The sequence below is a fragment of the Tardiphaga sp. P4_G1 genome (assembly GCF_056401215.1).
Genome location: NZ_JBFUJU010000001.1, coordinates 776406 through 789519 on the forward strand (window position 1 = coordinate 776406; position 13114 = coordinate 789519).

Here is a 13114-nt window from a genome sequence, read left to right on the forward strand (position 1 = left end):
TAATTCTCACGAAAAGCGGTAGGCTTGACGTGCGACATCGCATGCCAGCGCAACAACGGACATTTCACCTTGGACCCGATCAACGCACGCTCAATGATCGACGCGGCCGCGACGGACGCGCCCGGCGAACGCCGGTTCGAACGTCGCCGCAGACTGACGCCCGCGGCCCTCGCCGTCGCCGATCAGAAGGTGCGCGCCGCCTATTCTCCGGTCGTGATCACCGGCGTCGTGCGCGTGGTCGATTTCCTGATGCTCAGCATCATCGGCATCGCGCTCAACCTGCTCTATGTCGCGCCAGAAGCTGGCTTCAGATGGGAATACTTCACCGCGATCGTCGCGATGGCTGCCGCTGCCGTGGTGTGTTTCCAATCTGCCGATATCTATCAGGTGCAGGTGTTCCGCGGCCACATCAAGCAGCTCACGCGCATGATGTCGGCGTGGGCCTTCGTGTTCCTGCTGTTCATCGGCGTCTCGTTCTTCGCCAAGGTCGGGGGCGCGGTGTCGCGTGTCTGGTTGTCCTCGTTCTTCTTCGTCGGTCTCGTCGCCCTGATCGCGGAACGCGCGGTCGTGCGCGCGCTGATCAAGCGCTGGGCGCATCAGGGGCGGCTCGACCGCCGCACCATCATCGTCGGCGCCGATTCCAATGGCGAGGCGCTGATCAGGGATCTCAATGCCCAGGAAGATTCCGATATCCAGATCCTCGGCGTGTTCGACGACCGTAACGACAAGCGCTCGATGGACACGATCTCCGGCGCGCCGAAGCTCGGCAAGGTCGATGACATCATCGAATTCGCGCGGCGCACCCGCGTCGATCTCGTGCTGTTCGCGCTGCCGATTTCGGCCGAGACGCGCATTCTGGAAATGCTGAAGAAGCTGTGGGTGCTGCCGGTGGATATCCGCCTCTCGGCGCATACCAACAAGCTGCGCTTCCGCCCGCGCTCCTACTCCTATTTGGGCAAGGTGCCGACCCTCGACGTGTTCGAGGCGCCGATCACCGACTGGGATCTGGTGATGAAATGGCTGTTCGACCATATCGTCGGCGGCCTGATCCTGATCGCCGCATTGCCCTTCATGGCGCTGGTCGCCATCGCCATCAAGCTCGACAGCCCCGGTCCGGTGCTGTTCCGGCAGAAGCGCTTCGGCTTCAACAACGAGCGCATCGACGTGTTCAAGTTTCGCTCGCTCTATCACGACCAGGCTGACCCGCTGGCCAAGACCGTCGTCACCAAGGGCGACAAGCGCGTCACCCGCGTCGGCCGGTTCATCCGCAAATCCTCGATCGACGAATTGCCGCAGCTCTTCAACGTGGTGTTCAAGAACAACCTGTCGCTGGTCGGGCCCCGGCCCCACGCCGTTCAGCAGAGGGTGCAGAGCCAGCTGCTGGACGAGGCCGTCGACGGCTATTTCGCTCGCCACCGCGTCAAGCCCGGCATCACCGGCTGGGCGCAGGTCAATGGCTGGCGCGGCGAAGTCGACAGCGAGGAGAAACTGCAGAAGCGCGTCGAGTTCGATCTCTACTACATCGAGAACTGGTCAGTGCTGTTCGACGTCTACATCATGCTGAAAACGCCGGTTTCAATGCTGACGAAGAACGAGAACGCGTATTGAGGCAGGCCTCAGCCTCTGCCTTACACCACTCGTCAACCCTGCCTGCGTAGAGTGATGCCGCCATGAGCACTCACGCCACTGCCGATCACTACATCGCCTCGCCCGCGGCGCCTCCCGCCGTGGTGACGCTGCAGCGCGCGCTGCTGTGGGCGATGGGTTTTGGCGGCGCCATCGTCTTCATCGAGCCGAGCCCCTTCGAGATTGCCACGCTCACGGCGATGGTGGTGTTCTTCGCGTCGGGCCTGCGCATGCGGCTGGTGTTCATGCCGCTGCTGCTCATGCTGTTCCTGGTCAATCTCGGCTACACGATCTGCGCGGCCTATCTGCTCGACAAGGCGCCAATCGTGAACTGGATCCTGACCTCCTGGTACATGGCCATCATGGCGATCTTCGTCGCACTGGTGATGTCCGAGGACACGCTGGCGCGCATCGATCTGCTGCGCCGCGGCCTGATCGTCGGCGCACTGGTGGCATCGCTGGCCGGCATCCTGGGCTATCTGCATCTGATCCCCGGCGCGGAGATGTTCACGCTCTACGGCCGCGCCGCCGGCACGTTCAAGGATCCCAACGTGCTCGGCGCCTTCCTGGTGCTGCCGGCGCTGTTCTGCCTGCAGAGCGTCGTCAGCGACGGTTTCGGTCGCTCGCTCCGCAGCGCCATTGCGCTCGGCATCATTGCGCTCGCCGTCCTGCTCGCTTTCTCCCGCGCCGCCTGGGGCCTGCTGGCGATCACCTCGGCCTTCATGCTGATGCTGATGGTGCTGACCAGCCAATCCAACAAACAGCGCTCGCGCATCATCATCATGGCGCTGGCCGCCGTCGCCGTCGTGGCGCTGGTGATCGTGATCCTGCTGCAGTTCGACTTCATCGCCGACATGTTCAAGCAGCGCGCCTCGTTCGATCAGAAATATGACGAAGGCCGCTTCGGCCGTTTCGGCCGGCATGTCCTCGGCGCGCAGATGGCGCTCGATCTGCCCTTCGGAATCGGCCCGCTGCAATTCACGCGCTTCTTTCCGGAAGACACCCACAATTCCTATCTCAACGCCTTCATGTCCGGCGGCTGGATTTCAGGGGTATGCTATCCCGCGCTGGTGTTCATCACGGCCCTGCTCGGCTTTCGCTACATCTTCGTGCGCGTGCCATGGCAGCGCGCTTATCTTGCGGTGTTCGCAGCCTATCTCGGCACGGTCGGCGAGGCCTTCATCATCGACACCGACCACTGGCGCCACTTCTGGATGATGCTCGGCATCATGTGGGGCATGTTCGTCGCCACGCAGCAATATATAGCAACGGCGCAATTGCGTGCGGCGTCTGCGCAGCCGGGCACGGTCTGACAAGCTCACAAACGAAAACAGCCCCGCTTGCGCGAGGCTGCCTCGTTAAGACGACCGATTGCTGTTAGCGAACGATCACAGTCTTGGTGCGCGAACCGCGGCGATCCCAGCCGTGATGGCGGTGCCCGTAGTCGCGGCGCACATAGGCGCGGCTCTGGCGATAACCATGGCCGCGATGGTAGCCACGATCCTGATGGTGATAACCACCGCCGCCGATCTGCACATTGATGCCCTGCGCAGACGCGGGGCCTGCAGGTGCTGCGACATAGAGAACGGCCGCAGCCGCCAGCAAAGCCAGTTTCTTGATCATGACAATTTATTCCTTCCTTTAAAAGTATCGCGGGACAAGCCATTACCGCGCGGAAGGTTCCGCACGAATGAAGCACATCGACAAAGGACCCGCGCATGTTCGAGCCGTGCCCGATTCTCTTGTGATTTGCGATGGACATCCATCATCAGAGGGAACACGCGAGGAACTGAGCCGTTCTCCTTGCATGACACAGCAAGCAAAGAACCGCGCCTTCGACAAACAGCCGAAGCCCGATCAGAAAATTCCGCCGGCCGGCCCGCACGACAAGCCGGAACTGACCGACGAGAACAAGACGCCCGGCAGCGGCGTCTTGCCTGACAAGGATCACAAGGAAGTCGAAGGCCCGACGGGATGACCGCGATTGGTCATCATGTCGTCACGCATCAACGTTAGACATTTATTAACCTTCTCGACTCACTGTGGAGTCAAGGAAGCGCAGACCGGATGTACGTCTGCGTTTGATGGCTCGGAGTTCGCTCCGGGCCATTATCTTTTCTGGACCCACCATGAGCTGCGAGATGATCGACGCTGCACGCGCATCTCGCTTTCGGTTGCAACGCGTAAAGCGGAACGCCGCTCGCTGATCACGCGATATTATTCGTTCCCCCGTCGCGGCAAAATTTGTGGTCGATATGCCATGAATTGGAACTGAACCTTCAAAACACCGACACGTTGACTTCTCGATACGAAGGAGAAGCAGCATGAAGAAGACAGCACTTATTCTTGCCACCGTCGCTGCCGTCGGCGCGGCGTCTATCGCATCGAAACCGGCAGAGGCCCGTGGCGGCCGCGGCGCGGCGATCGGACTCGGCATTGCAGCCGGCGCATTGGCGGCAGGTGCCTATGGCGCTTACGGTCCCGGTTACGGATATGGTTATGGCCCGCGCCATTACGTCCCGCGTTATGCCTATGGTCCGCGCTACGGTTACGGCGACGGTTACTATGGCGGTCCGCGCTACTATCGCAGCTACGGCTACTACTAACCGCGGCTGACTGAATTGACGAAGGCCCGGAGCATATGCTCCGGGCCTTTTTCGTCACCATCATTCAGCGTTCGCGCGCATCGCTGCTGCGTTGTCGCAAGGCTTCAGTTACGCAGTGGGCTAGATACCAAACAGCCAAACAGCCGTGATGGTCGCAACCACCGCTAACCCGCTGATGGTCCAGCCACCGTAGTAGCCGATATCATCGTCATGCCGGATCTCCGACGGGCCATCTGCGGTATGCCAGTGACTTGCCATGCGAGCCTCCTGTTTTCAGGATAATCGGTTCGATGGCGAAGGGTTCCATTGGCGCAAAAACGACACATCCGGTGCCACTCCCTGCCGCTATTCCAAACGCGACGTCGGCATCTGTGGCCAAAGGGTCACGACGGCAAGGATTCATTAAGGAGTGCGGTCGGGGCAATTGACGCAACCCGGGGCCGGGAGAAGTCTAATGTTTTCAGCGTAGAGTAGATATTATGGTAGAGATTATTGTCCTCGGCTTCCTGGTTTGTGCAGCGGCTTATATCGGGCTTCTCTGGTTCGCCGGACGGAAAGACGACGTGATTCACGGTGATTTCGTCGAACCGAAATCGAAAGGCCTGCGTCGCGCGCGCTTGATCGAGGCCGCCCAATCTAGGCGGCACCGCTCGCGTGCGAGACTAATATCTTGAAATGATTTGGAAAAATGGTCGGAGCGAGAGGATTCGAACCTCCGACCCCTAGTCTCCCAGACTAGTGCGCTAACCGGGCTGCGCTACGCTCCGATGGGGCATCGTGTAGCTTCGATCTGTCCGAGGCGCAAGAAGGCTGAGCGGATTGAAACGGATTGGTTGTGAAGCAGCCTCTAGCCGTCCTTCATCGCCGTATCGAGCGCCCGGCGCGCCGCCAGCAGCTCCTCGAGCACAGCTTCCAGCCGTTCGCGCTCCAGCCGGCGCTGCGGGTTTGGCCTTGCGGCCGGGACCGCAGCCGGTCTTGCGCTCTGCGTCGGAGCCGACATTGCCGGTTCGGGCCGCGCCGCAACGGGATTTGCTAATACGGGGTTTGCCCGCGATGGCGGCCGCTGCAGCTGCGGCTCCACACGCGGCGACGTCGATGTCATCGGAGGTTCGCGGCGGCCGGCGACGGGAGCAGCAGCTTCCTCCTCGTCTTCTTCCTCAGCCTCTTCTTCCTCAGCCTCTTCGTCTTCACCCTCTTCGCCGTCGTCCTCGTCGCCCTCTTCTTCTTCCTCGTCCTCGGCGCCTTCAACTTCAGCTTCGTCTTCGGCTTCTTCCTCGATCTCCTCGTCGCGTTCAGCCTCGTCCTCGGCCTCTTCTTCCTCGTGATCCTCTTCGATCACGGGACGCTTCGCCTGGACGCGCGGCGCGATGGTGGCAGAGGTCGGCGCGAAGCTCGGCGCAGCGTGGCCGTCGACCAGCCCCTGCACCGACTTGATGCCGTTCTCTTTCAGGATTCGTTGCACGCCGCGGATGGTATAACCTTCGCCGTAGAGCAACCGGCGGATGCCGCGCAGCAGATCGACATCGTCCGGACGATAATATCGCCGGCCGCCGGATCGCTTCATCGGTTTGATTTGAGTGAACCGCGTTTCCCAGAACCGCAGAACATGCTGCGGTATATCGAGATCGTCAGCGACCTCGCTTATGGTTCGAAACGCATCCGGCGCTTTGTCCAAGTGCAGGATCCCTGTGGTTCGCCCTGTGGTTCACCAAAAGCGTTTTCAAGCGAAGTGGCTACCGGTTCGCGTGAAGAAAACGCGTCAAAACAAACGCTAGTCGTCGTGATCTTTACCGTTGCCAACTGCGGTACTGTCGCCATTGATCCGCTGTTTCAGGATCGCCGACGGCTTGAATACCATCACTCGCCGCGGCGAGATCGGTACTTCTGTGCCCGTCTTCGGATTGCGGCCGATGCGCTCGCCTTTTTTGCGCACCATGAAGGAGCCGAACGACGACAGCTTCACTGTCTCGCCCTTCTCCAGACAATCCGTAATTTCTTTCAAAACCAGTTCAACAAACGCGGACGACTCCGTGCGCGAGAGACCTACCTTTTGGTAGACCGCTTCGCACAGATCAACGCGTGTGACTGTTTTTCCCGTGCCCGTCATCGCCTGCCCCAACTACTCTCGGCGAACCAAATTCGCGTCAGAAATTAGGAGGTTAACGCGCTCCGGTCAACAGTCACCATCGATGCAAAGGCATGGAAAATCATGACAATTTGAGATGTTGTCGATCTGCATCATCACCGGCGCATCACCAGCGAATGAGTGCAGAGCCCCAGGTGAAGCCGCCGCCCATCGCTTCGAGCAAGACAAGGTCGCCCTTCTTGATGCGGCCGTCGTTGACCGCCACCGACAATGCGAGCGGAATCGACGCCGCCGACGTGTTGCCGTGAAGGTCCACGGTCAGCACCACTTTTTGCGGCGCAATATGCAATTTGTGCGCGGACGCATCGATAATGCGCTTGTTGGCCTGATGCGGCACGAACCAGTCGATGGTCTCGGCGCTGGCGCCGGTGGCTTTGAACGCGTCGACGATCACGTCGGTGATCATGCCCACCGCATGTTTGAAGACCTCACGGCCTTCCATGCGCAGGTAACCCACCGTCTGCGTCGAGGACGGGCCGCCATCGACGAACAGCTTTTCCTTGTGCCGGCCGTCCGAGCGCAGATGCGTGGTCAGTACGCCGCGATCGCTGGCTTCGCCGGCCTGGGTCTGTGCTTCCAGCACCACCGCACCGGCGCCATCGCCGAACAGCACGCAGGTTCCGCGATCGGTCCAGTCGAGAATGCGCGAGAAAGTCTCTGCGCCAATCACCAGCGCGCGCTTGCCGGCGCCGGTGCGCAGCAGGCTGTCGGCGGCGGTCAATCCAAAGATAAAGCCGGAACACACCGCCTGCAGATCGAACGCTGCGCCATGGGTGATACCCAGCGCGTTCTGCACCGCAACGGCCGTCGCCGGGAACGTATTGTCCGGGGTCGAGGTTGCGAGCACGATCAGGTCGATCGACTGCGCATCGACGCCGGCATTGGCCAGCGCCGCCTGCGCGGCCTTGATCGCCAGATGCGAGGTGAACTCGCCGTCAGCAGCGATGTGGCGCTGCTTGATACCGGTGCGTTGGACGATCCACTCGTCCGACGTGTCAACCTTGGATGCCAGTTCGGCATTGGTCAGGATCCGCTCCGGCAGGTAAGAGCCGCAGCCGAGCACGACCGAACGTATCGCAGTCACGAGACAGCCTCCTGCGCAGCCGGGCTCGCAGGGAGCGCTTGGCCGTCGCGGTTGAGCATTTGATTGATCTTGGTGAGAAGGTCGTAGCGGACCATGTCGTAACCGACATCCACCGCATAGGCGAAACCGTCGGCATTGGTGCCACCGTGGCTCTTCACCACGATGCCGCGCAGGCCGAGAAACACCGCGCCGTTGGACTTGTTGGGATCGACCTTATCGCGCACCGCCTTGAAGGCGTTCTTGGCGAACAGATAGCCGATGCGCGAGCGCCAGGTGCGCGCCATGGCATTGCGCAGATATTCGGCGAACTGCCGCGCCGTGCCTTCGGCCGCCTTGAGCGCGATATTGCCGCTGAAGCCTTCTGTGACGATCACGTCGGCATCGCCGCGGCCGATGCCGTCGCCTTCGACGAAGCCGATGAATTCGAGCTGCGGCAGATTGGCGGTGCGCAGCAGTTCGGCGGCATCGCGGATTTCGTCGCCGCCCTTGATTTCCTCGACGCCGATATTGAGCAGACCGACCGTCGGCCGGGCCAGATCGAACAGCGCGCTGGCCATGGCGCTGCCCATGACAGCGAGAGTCTTCAGGTGGTTGGCGTCGCCGCCGATGGTGGCGCCGAGATCGAGCACGACGGAATCGCCGCGCGTGGTCGGCCAGATCGCGGCCAGGCCGGGACGCTCGATACCATCAAGCATGCGCAGGCAAAAGCGCGCCATCGCCATCAGCGCGCCGGTATTGCCGGCGGAGATCGCGACATCGGCCTCGCCCTTCTTCACCGCCTCGATCGCCAGCCACATCGACGAGACCTTGCGGCCACGGCGCAGCGCCTGGCTCGGCTTGTCATGCATGCTGACGGCAACGTCGGTATGGATCACCTTCGATACAGCCTTCAGTGCCGGATGATTGGCGAGTTCTTTCTCGATCAGCGCGCTGTCACCGAACAGCAGGAACTCGCTGTCGGGATGCCGGGTCAACGAAATCGCGGCGCCGGGAATGACCACCGATGCGCCGATGTCGCCACCCATGGCGTCTAGCGCGATGCGAACCTTTTTCGGCATGGACGTTCCGGAAACCTGTCTCTTGCGGCCTGTGACGCTCGTGGCCGCGGACGAAGTCTGCCGCATTTGGCAGCAGACGGCGAAGTTATGGCATTAACCCGATTTCGGCCGGGGACAATAGCGTTTCCGTGACCCGATACAACATCTTGACCGGTCGCTTTTGTCCCGCCAGCCGCACGGGGCGTGGAATCGGACCCCGGTCTCAGCCCTTCCCGGGCTTTTTAGATTTGGGCGTCTCAGGGGCGGTTTTCAGCGCTTTCAAGGCCGCAAACGGGTGCTCTTCCGGGTCCGGAACCTCGACCACCGGCTCGAACACGGCATCCGGCTTACGGGGATACGGGTCCAGCCCCAGAAACAGCGCGTCGGTCGCCAGTTTGCCGAGGTCGATGAAGCCATTTTCGATCGGCTCCGGCGGATCCGGGGTCTCCTCGTCGCTCTCAACGTCCTCGTCCACCGATTCGGCGAGTTCGCGAATCTGCGATGGCGGCGCGAAAATCACGTCGATCTCTTCCTCGAAATCGGCGGCCAACGGATCCAGCGTCACCACGCAGGTCTGCTCGACCTTGCCCCAGATGCGACCGGTCACATGCACTGTGCCGCCCTTCACGGGGCTCAGCAGGAGTTCGCCTTTCACGGCGCCCACGCTGACGAGGCCGCCGAGTTCGGCGATCCGCTTGCGCTCCTCGGGCGTGGCCTCGATGTCGCGCGCCAGCCCCGTTTCCGGGATCTGGATCACGGCGATGGGCACGCTCCAGGGCGGCGTGAGATCCACGGTGCGGTCGGGTTTGTTCATGTCGTTACCAAGGTCTCCGCAGGCGACGGGAAATGCCACGCGCCTGATGTCAGTGTCGTTGCATCCAGCGTGCCCAGACGGGCATTCGCCGCTTCGACATAAACAGCGAGACGCCGGGCGTTCTCGATGTCCATGCCATAATAGATATTCTTCGACAGCGCCGCCGCCAGAGGCTCCCTGCCTGCGCCAAGCGCTGCGTCATAGGCGCCTGTCCGGCCGTAAAACGCGTCGCCGAATTCCCGCATTTTCTTCGGCACCTTCATGTCGCTGGTGCCGAGTTCGCGCAGGTTATCGTCCATATCACCGCAGAACCTGTCGAAAAGTCCCTGCGACAACTCATCCTTCGGACTCATCCGGCGCAGCACCAGCCACAGGTGCAGCAGCAACATATCGAAACGCCCGTTTACCGTATCCGGGGCTCCCAAGTCCCGATAAAACAAGGGTTCTCGCGCCTGCGCCACGATCATGCCATAGATGGCTTCAATGGTGCCGCGCAACGGCGCCGGGGGCTTTCTGAAGTGACTGAACGGCCAGACCATCTTGGGTTCCTCAGGCGGGCCCCTCGGGCACGCGCATGTTGCATTCAGAGGTTCTGCCCGGTACGTCAACGCCTTCCGGGATGCAAGTCTTTCGGAAGCAAGGCCTTCCCGAGAATCAAGAGGATGGGACCCCCTCCGCTATGACAATTTCGACCTCCATCAGCGCGAAGGCGCGGCTGACACGTGGCTGGCGCGGCATGCGCGCCGTACTCGCGGTCGCGGCCCTCTGCGTCACGCTGGGCGCCTGCGCCGAGCAATTCCAGAAGGGCTACATCCTGCCCCCCGGTGCGCTGGAGCAGATCCCGATCGGCGCCAGCCAGGATCAGGTCCTGATCGTGATGGGCACGCCCTCCACCGTCGCCACGCTATCGGGCGAAGTGTTCTATTACATCTCGCAGCGCGCCGAACGCGCCGTGGCGTTCATGCCGCAGAAGGTCACCGACCAGCGCGTCATCGCGATCTATTTCGACAAGAACCGCAAAGTGATCCGGCTCGCCAATTACGGCCTGCAGGACGGCAAGATCTTCGACTTCATCAGCCGCACCACGCCGACCTCCGGTCAGGAAATGAGCTACCTCACGCCGCTGTTCAAGCTGATCAGCTTCCGCTAGGCGGAACTATCAAATCGCTGAATTGCAAAAGCCCCGCAGCACACGCTGCGGGGCTTTTCTTTACGCTGTGGCCAAGGTCGGCTTGCCCGCCACCATCTGCCTCACTACGATTTCAGCAAGATCAAAAACCAAAACGACACCATCGAGGGAAGAAGCTATGACCAATCTGGTTACCCGTCGCCGTGTACTCACCGGCGCCGCCGCGATCACCAGCGCCGCGATCCTGCCGCGCGCGAGCCTCGGCGCCGGCGAATGGAAGCCCACCGAAACCGTCCGGGTCATCGTGCCCGCCGCAGCCGGCGGCTCCACCGACGTGATGGGCCGTATGCTCGCCGCGCATCTGCAGCCGGTCTGGGGCCAGTCGGTTGTGGTGGAGAATCGCTCGGGCGGCGGCGGCACCATCGGCACCGCCGAAGTCGCGCGCCTCAAGGGCGATGGCCACACCATCCTGGTCGGCAATCCCGGCCCCAACGCCATCGCCTACAGCATCTTCAAGAACCTGACCTACAAGAGCGATCAGTTGCAGGCGGTCTCCAACATGATCAAGATTCCGAACATCGTCTGCGCGCATCCGAGCGTGCCGATCAAGACGATCCCGGAGCTGATCGCCTATATCAAGGCCAATCCGGACAAGCTGAACTATGGTTCGTCGGGCGTCGGCCAGAGCCCGCATCTCACCGGCGCGTGGTGGCTGCAGCTCACCGGATTGAAGATGCAGCACGTGCCGTTCCGCGGTGCAGGCCCTGCGCTGCAGGCGGCTCTCGCTGGCGACATCCAGATCCTGTTCGACAATCTCTATCCGTCGCTGCCCCAGGTGCTCGACGGCAAGCTCACCGGCCTTGCCGTCACCACGCAGCAGCGCAACGCGCAGGCGCCGAACGTCCCGGCGATGCGCGAGACCGCGCCCGAGCTGGAGAAGTTCGACGTCGCGTCATGGTTCGGCGTGTTCTATCCGAAGAGCACACCGACCGAAGCCGTGACCTCGCTCAATGAGCAGATCAAGGTTCTGCTCGGCACCGACGCGACCAAGAAGACCATCGCAGCCATGGGCGCCGTGTCGGACTACGGCACACCTCAGCAATTCCAGACCTTCGTCGAGGCCGAGACGGCCAAGTTCAAGACCATCATCGACAAGGAAGGCCTGCAGATGGAGGTGAAGTGAGGCGCGCCTCACCTCGCTCCATCTGAGTGATCTGAACGAAAACCCCGCGGCTCACACCGCGGGTTTTTTTCCGTCTTACTTCTCTTCTTCCATGGCAAAGGCGACGTCGCCATTAGCCGAGAGCCGCACCTTGTCGCCCTCAACCTCGGCGACCAGACCGCCATCGATAAAGTGATGGTGACCCTTGTGGCTGCCCTCGCCGCTATCCTTCTTGGTCAGCTTGATGCGGTTGCCCTCGACCTTGTCGACCGTGCCGACATGCACGCCGTCGGCGCCGATGACTTCCATATGTTCTTTGATCTTGCTGAGCGCGCTCATGTCGTATCCTCTGATGTGGGGAATACTGAACGTGCGGCTGAGCAATAGGTTCAATCGCGATCCGGTGAGATCGGCGTTCCGATCATGCGCCCTTGTTCATCTTCTTGATCTTGGCGTCCTGCGCCTCGATCGCCAGTGTCAATTCCATGATCGCCTTGGACAAAAGCTCGGTGGCCTCCTTCTGGTCCTGCGACTTGGCGGCACGCAGCGCGTAGTTCTTGGCGGATGACAGCGACATTTGACGGTCCTCGTGATGATCCCGGGGGCGAATTAGCCGAAGGCGTCATTCGCTGCAATCGGGTCGAAATGGAGAGATTACGCAGCAGTCAACGGCGCTCCGCGTTTGCGCTGATGACCGCGAAAATCTCGTCGGCGGATGCCGGCGGCGTGACGCCGAAGGTCTTGTCAAGAACCTGCTGCAACTCCGCAGCGCTGCCGAGCACGCGTTCAGACACCGGTTCGCCGTCACGTCGCTCCGTGATCAGGTGGCGATTGACCAGTTTATAACGCCGGCCGTTGCTGACGCGCTCCATCACCAGCGTCGAGGTGAAGGGCACGAAGGGACTGGTCGATGTGTACCAGTTGCCGAGCTCGTAATCCGACGGCAGTTGCGGCGCGAGGTCAAACACATACATCGTCCGCCAGCCGTCCGCCCGCTTCGCGCTCAGCGCCAGCAGGCCATCTGCTTCGATCAGCCGATAGGTCCCCATCGCCGTTTGCTGCTCGGTCCCCGCGAGGAGCCGCAGAGGTGCATCGAGGACGCAGGCACCAAAGCCGGTATCGGCGAGATAGGGTCCGTCCGGAAGATCGACCTTCAGGAGCATATGCGTTCTGGGGCCAAGTGGACTGTCCGGCGGCGCATTCCAGCGAACCCGGGCGCCGAGGCCAGTGACCTTGAAGCCGATCGTCTCGAGCGCGGCCCGCAGCATCGCGTTCAGCTCATAGCAATAGCCACCACGTCGGCCATCAATGAGTTTCTGCTGCAATGACGCCATGTCCAGCTTGACCGGCAGATGAAGAAACGGATTGAGACCCTCGAAAGGCAGCGCATTGATGTGAGCGACATGAATAGCCGTCAGTGTCGCCAGATCCGGCGCAACCGATCCGTCAAAGCCGATCCGCGCGAGATAGCGATCCAGCCGAAAAACATCCGTCATCATTTCTGCCTCTT

Annotated in this window: 17 protein-coding genes and 1 tRNA gene; 6 read left to right on the forward strand and 12 right to left on the reverse strand. The window is 61.6% G+C overall.

Annotation, left to right across the window (positions count from 1 at the left end; genetic code table 11):
* Positions 1 to 69: 69 nt before the first annotated feature.
* The gene (locus AC1DUY_RS03825) at positions 70 to 1608 is read left to right on the forward strand and encodes an undecaprenyl-phosphate glucose phosphotransferase (RefSeq protein ID WP_478112323.1); all 1539 of its coding nucleotides are present in this window, start codon (positions 70 to 72) and stop codon (positions 1606 to 1608) included.
* A gap of 62 nt (positions 1609 to 1670) precedes the next feature.
* On the forward strand, positions 1671 to 2939 hold the full coding sequence (locus tag AC1DUY_RS03830; protein WP_478112325.1) for an O-antigen ligase family protein: 1269 nt from the start codon (positions 1671 to 1673) through the stop codon (positions 2937 to 2939).
* A gap of 64 nt (positions 2940 to 3003) precedes the next feature.
* Here the strand turns inward: AC1DUY_RS03830 and AC1DUY_RS03835 are convergent, their stop codons facing one another.
* Positions 3004 to 3249 carry a hypothetical protein gene (locus AC1DUY_RS03835; protein ID WP_089264595.1) on the reverse strand — a complete coding sequence of 82 codons (246 nt, stop codon included), beginning with the start codon at positions 3247 to 3249 and terminating at the stop codon, positions 3004 to 3006.
* A gap of 67 nt (positions 3250 to 3316) precedes the next feature.
* Between AC1DUY_RS03835 and AC1DUY_RS03840 the strand changes: the two genes are divergently transcribed.
* Both AC1DUY_RS03840 and AC1DUY_RS03845 read left to right on the forward strand, forming a co-directional pair.
* Positions 3317 to 3604 carry a hypothetical protein gene (locus AC1DUY_RS03840; protein WP_478112327.1) on the forward strand — a complete coding sequence of 96 codons (288 nt, stop codon included), beginning with the start codon at positions 3317 to 3319 and terminating at the stop codon, positions 3602 to 3604.
* Positions 3605 to 3950: 346 nt separating this feature from the next.
* Entirely contained in the window at positions 3951 to 4232 is a 282-nt protein-coding gene (locus AC1DUY_RS03845; RefSeq protein WP_478112329.1) for a hypothetical protein, read from the forward strand.
* Between the two features lie 120 nt (positions 4233 to 4352).
* Here AC1DUY_RS03845 and AC1DUY_RS03850 read toward each other — a convergent pair whose 3' ends face one another.
* From AC1DUY_RS03850 to AC1DUY_RS03885, 8 genes are all read right to left on the reverse strand, one after another.
* Entirely contained in the window at positions 4353 to 4490 is a 138-nt protein-coding gene (locus AC1DUY_RS03850; protein ID WP_165826964.1) for a hypothetical protein, read from the reverse strand.
* A gap of 431 nt (positions 4491 to 4921) precedes the next feature.
* Positions 4922 to 4999 (reverse strand) — tRNA-Pro (locus AC1DUY_RS03855).
* An 80-nt stretch (positions 5000 to 5079) separates the two neighbouring features.
* Positions 5080 to 5907, reverse strand: a complete 828-nt coding sequence (locus AC1DUY_RS03860; protein WP_374725643.1) for a MerR family transcriptional regulator — start codon at positions 5905 to 5907, stop codon at positions 5080 to 5082.
* A gap of 96 nt (positions 5908 to 6003) precedes the next feature.
* Positions 6004 to 6339, reverse strand: a complete 336-nt coding sequence (locus tag AC1DUY_RS03865) for an integration host factor subunit alpha (protein WP_068730933.1) — start codon at positions 6337 to 6339, stop codon at positions 6004 to 6006.
* Positions 6340 to 6484: 145 nt separating this feature from the next.
* Positions 6485 to 7462, reverse strand: a complete 978-nt coding sequence (locus AC1DUY_RS03870) for a beta-ketoacyl-ACP synthase III (RefSeq protein WP_478112332.1) — start codon at positions 7460 to 7462, stop codon at positions 6485 to 6487.
* On the reverse strand, positions 7459 to 8520 hold the full coding sequence (gene plsX, locus AC1DUY_RS03875) for a phosphate acyltransferase PlsX (RefSeq protein WP_093759130.1): 1062 nt from the start codon (positions 8518 to 8520) through the stop codon (positions 7459 to 7461). The genes AC1DUY_RS03870 and plsX overlap by 4 nt, the downstream gene beginning before the upstream one ends.
* 202 nt (positions 8521 to 8722) lie before the next feature.
* Positions 8723 to 9313, reverse strand: coding sequence for a YceD family protein (locus tag AC1DUY_RS03880; protein WP_093758804.1), 591 nt, complete (start codon positions 9311 to 9313; stop codon positions 8723 to 8725).
* Positions 9310 to 9852 carry a ubiquinol-cytochrome C chaperone family protein gene (locus AC1DUY_RS03885; protein WP_184516102.1) on the reverse strand — a complete coding sequence of 181 codons (543 nt, stop codon included), beginning with the start codon at positions 9850 to 9852 and terminating at the stop codon, positions 9310 to 9312. Before AC1DUY_RS03885 ends, AC1DUY_RS03880 begins: the two co-directional genes overlap by 4 nt.
* Before the next feature lie 140 nt (positions 9853 to 9992).
* Between AC1DUY_RS03885 and AC1DUY_RS03890 the strand changes: the two genes are divergently transcribed.
* A complete protein-coding gene (locus AC1DUY_RS03890) occupies positions 9993 to 10463 on the forward strand; it encodes an outer membrane protein assembly factor BamE (RefSeq protein ID WP_170849688.1) in 471 nt (156 codons plus the stop codon).
* A gap of 157 nt (positions 10464 to 10620) precedes the next feature.
* Entirely contained in the window at positions 10621 to 11625 is a 1005-nt protein-coding gene (locus AC1DUY_RS03895) for a Bug family tripartite tricarboxylate transporter substrate binding protein (RefSeq protein WP_175367122.1), read from the forward strand.
* A 75-nt stretch (positions 11626 to 11700) separates the two neighbouring features.
* Here AC1DUY_RS03895 and AC1DUY_RS03900 read toward each other — a convergent pair whose 3' ends face one another.
* The 3 genes from AC1DUY_RS03900 to AC1DUY_RS03910 form a co-directional block, all read right to left on the reverse strand.
* Complete coding sequence (locus AC1DUY_RS03900) at positions 11701 to 11943, reverse strand: DUF2171 domain-containing protein (protein WP_089264607.1); 243 nt, start codon at positions 11941 to 11943, stop codon at positions 11701 to 11703.
* A gap of 82 nt (positions 11944 to 12025) precedes the next feature.
* Positions 12026 to 12181, reverse strand: coding sequence for a hypothetical protein (locus AC1DUY_RS03905; RefSeq protein WP_165826963.1), 156 nt, complete (start codon positions 12179 to 12181; stop codon positions 12026 to 12028).
* 88 nt (positions 12182 to 12269) lie between these two features.
* Complete coding sequence (locus AC1DUY_RS03910; RefSeq protein WP_478112337.1) at positions 12270 to 13103, reverse strand: arylamine N-acetyltransferase family protein; 834 nt, start codon at positions 13101 to 13103, stop codon at positions 12270 to 12272.
* Positions 13104 to 13114 lie beyond the last annotated feature (11 nt).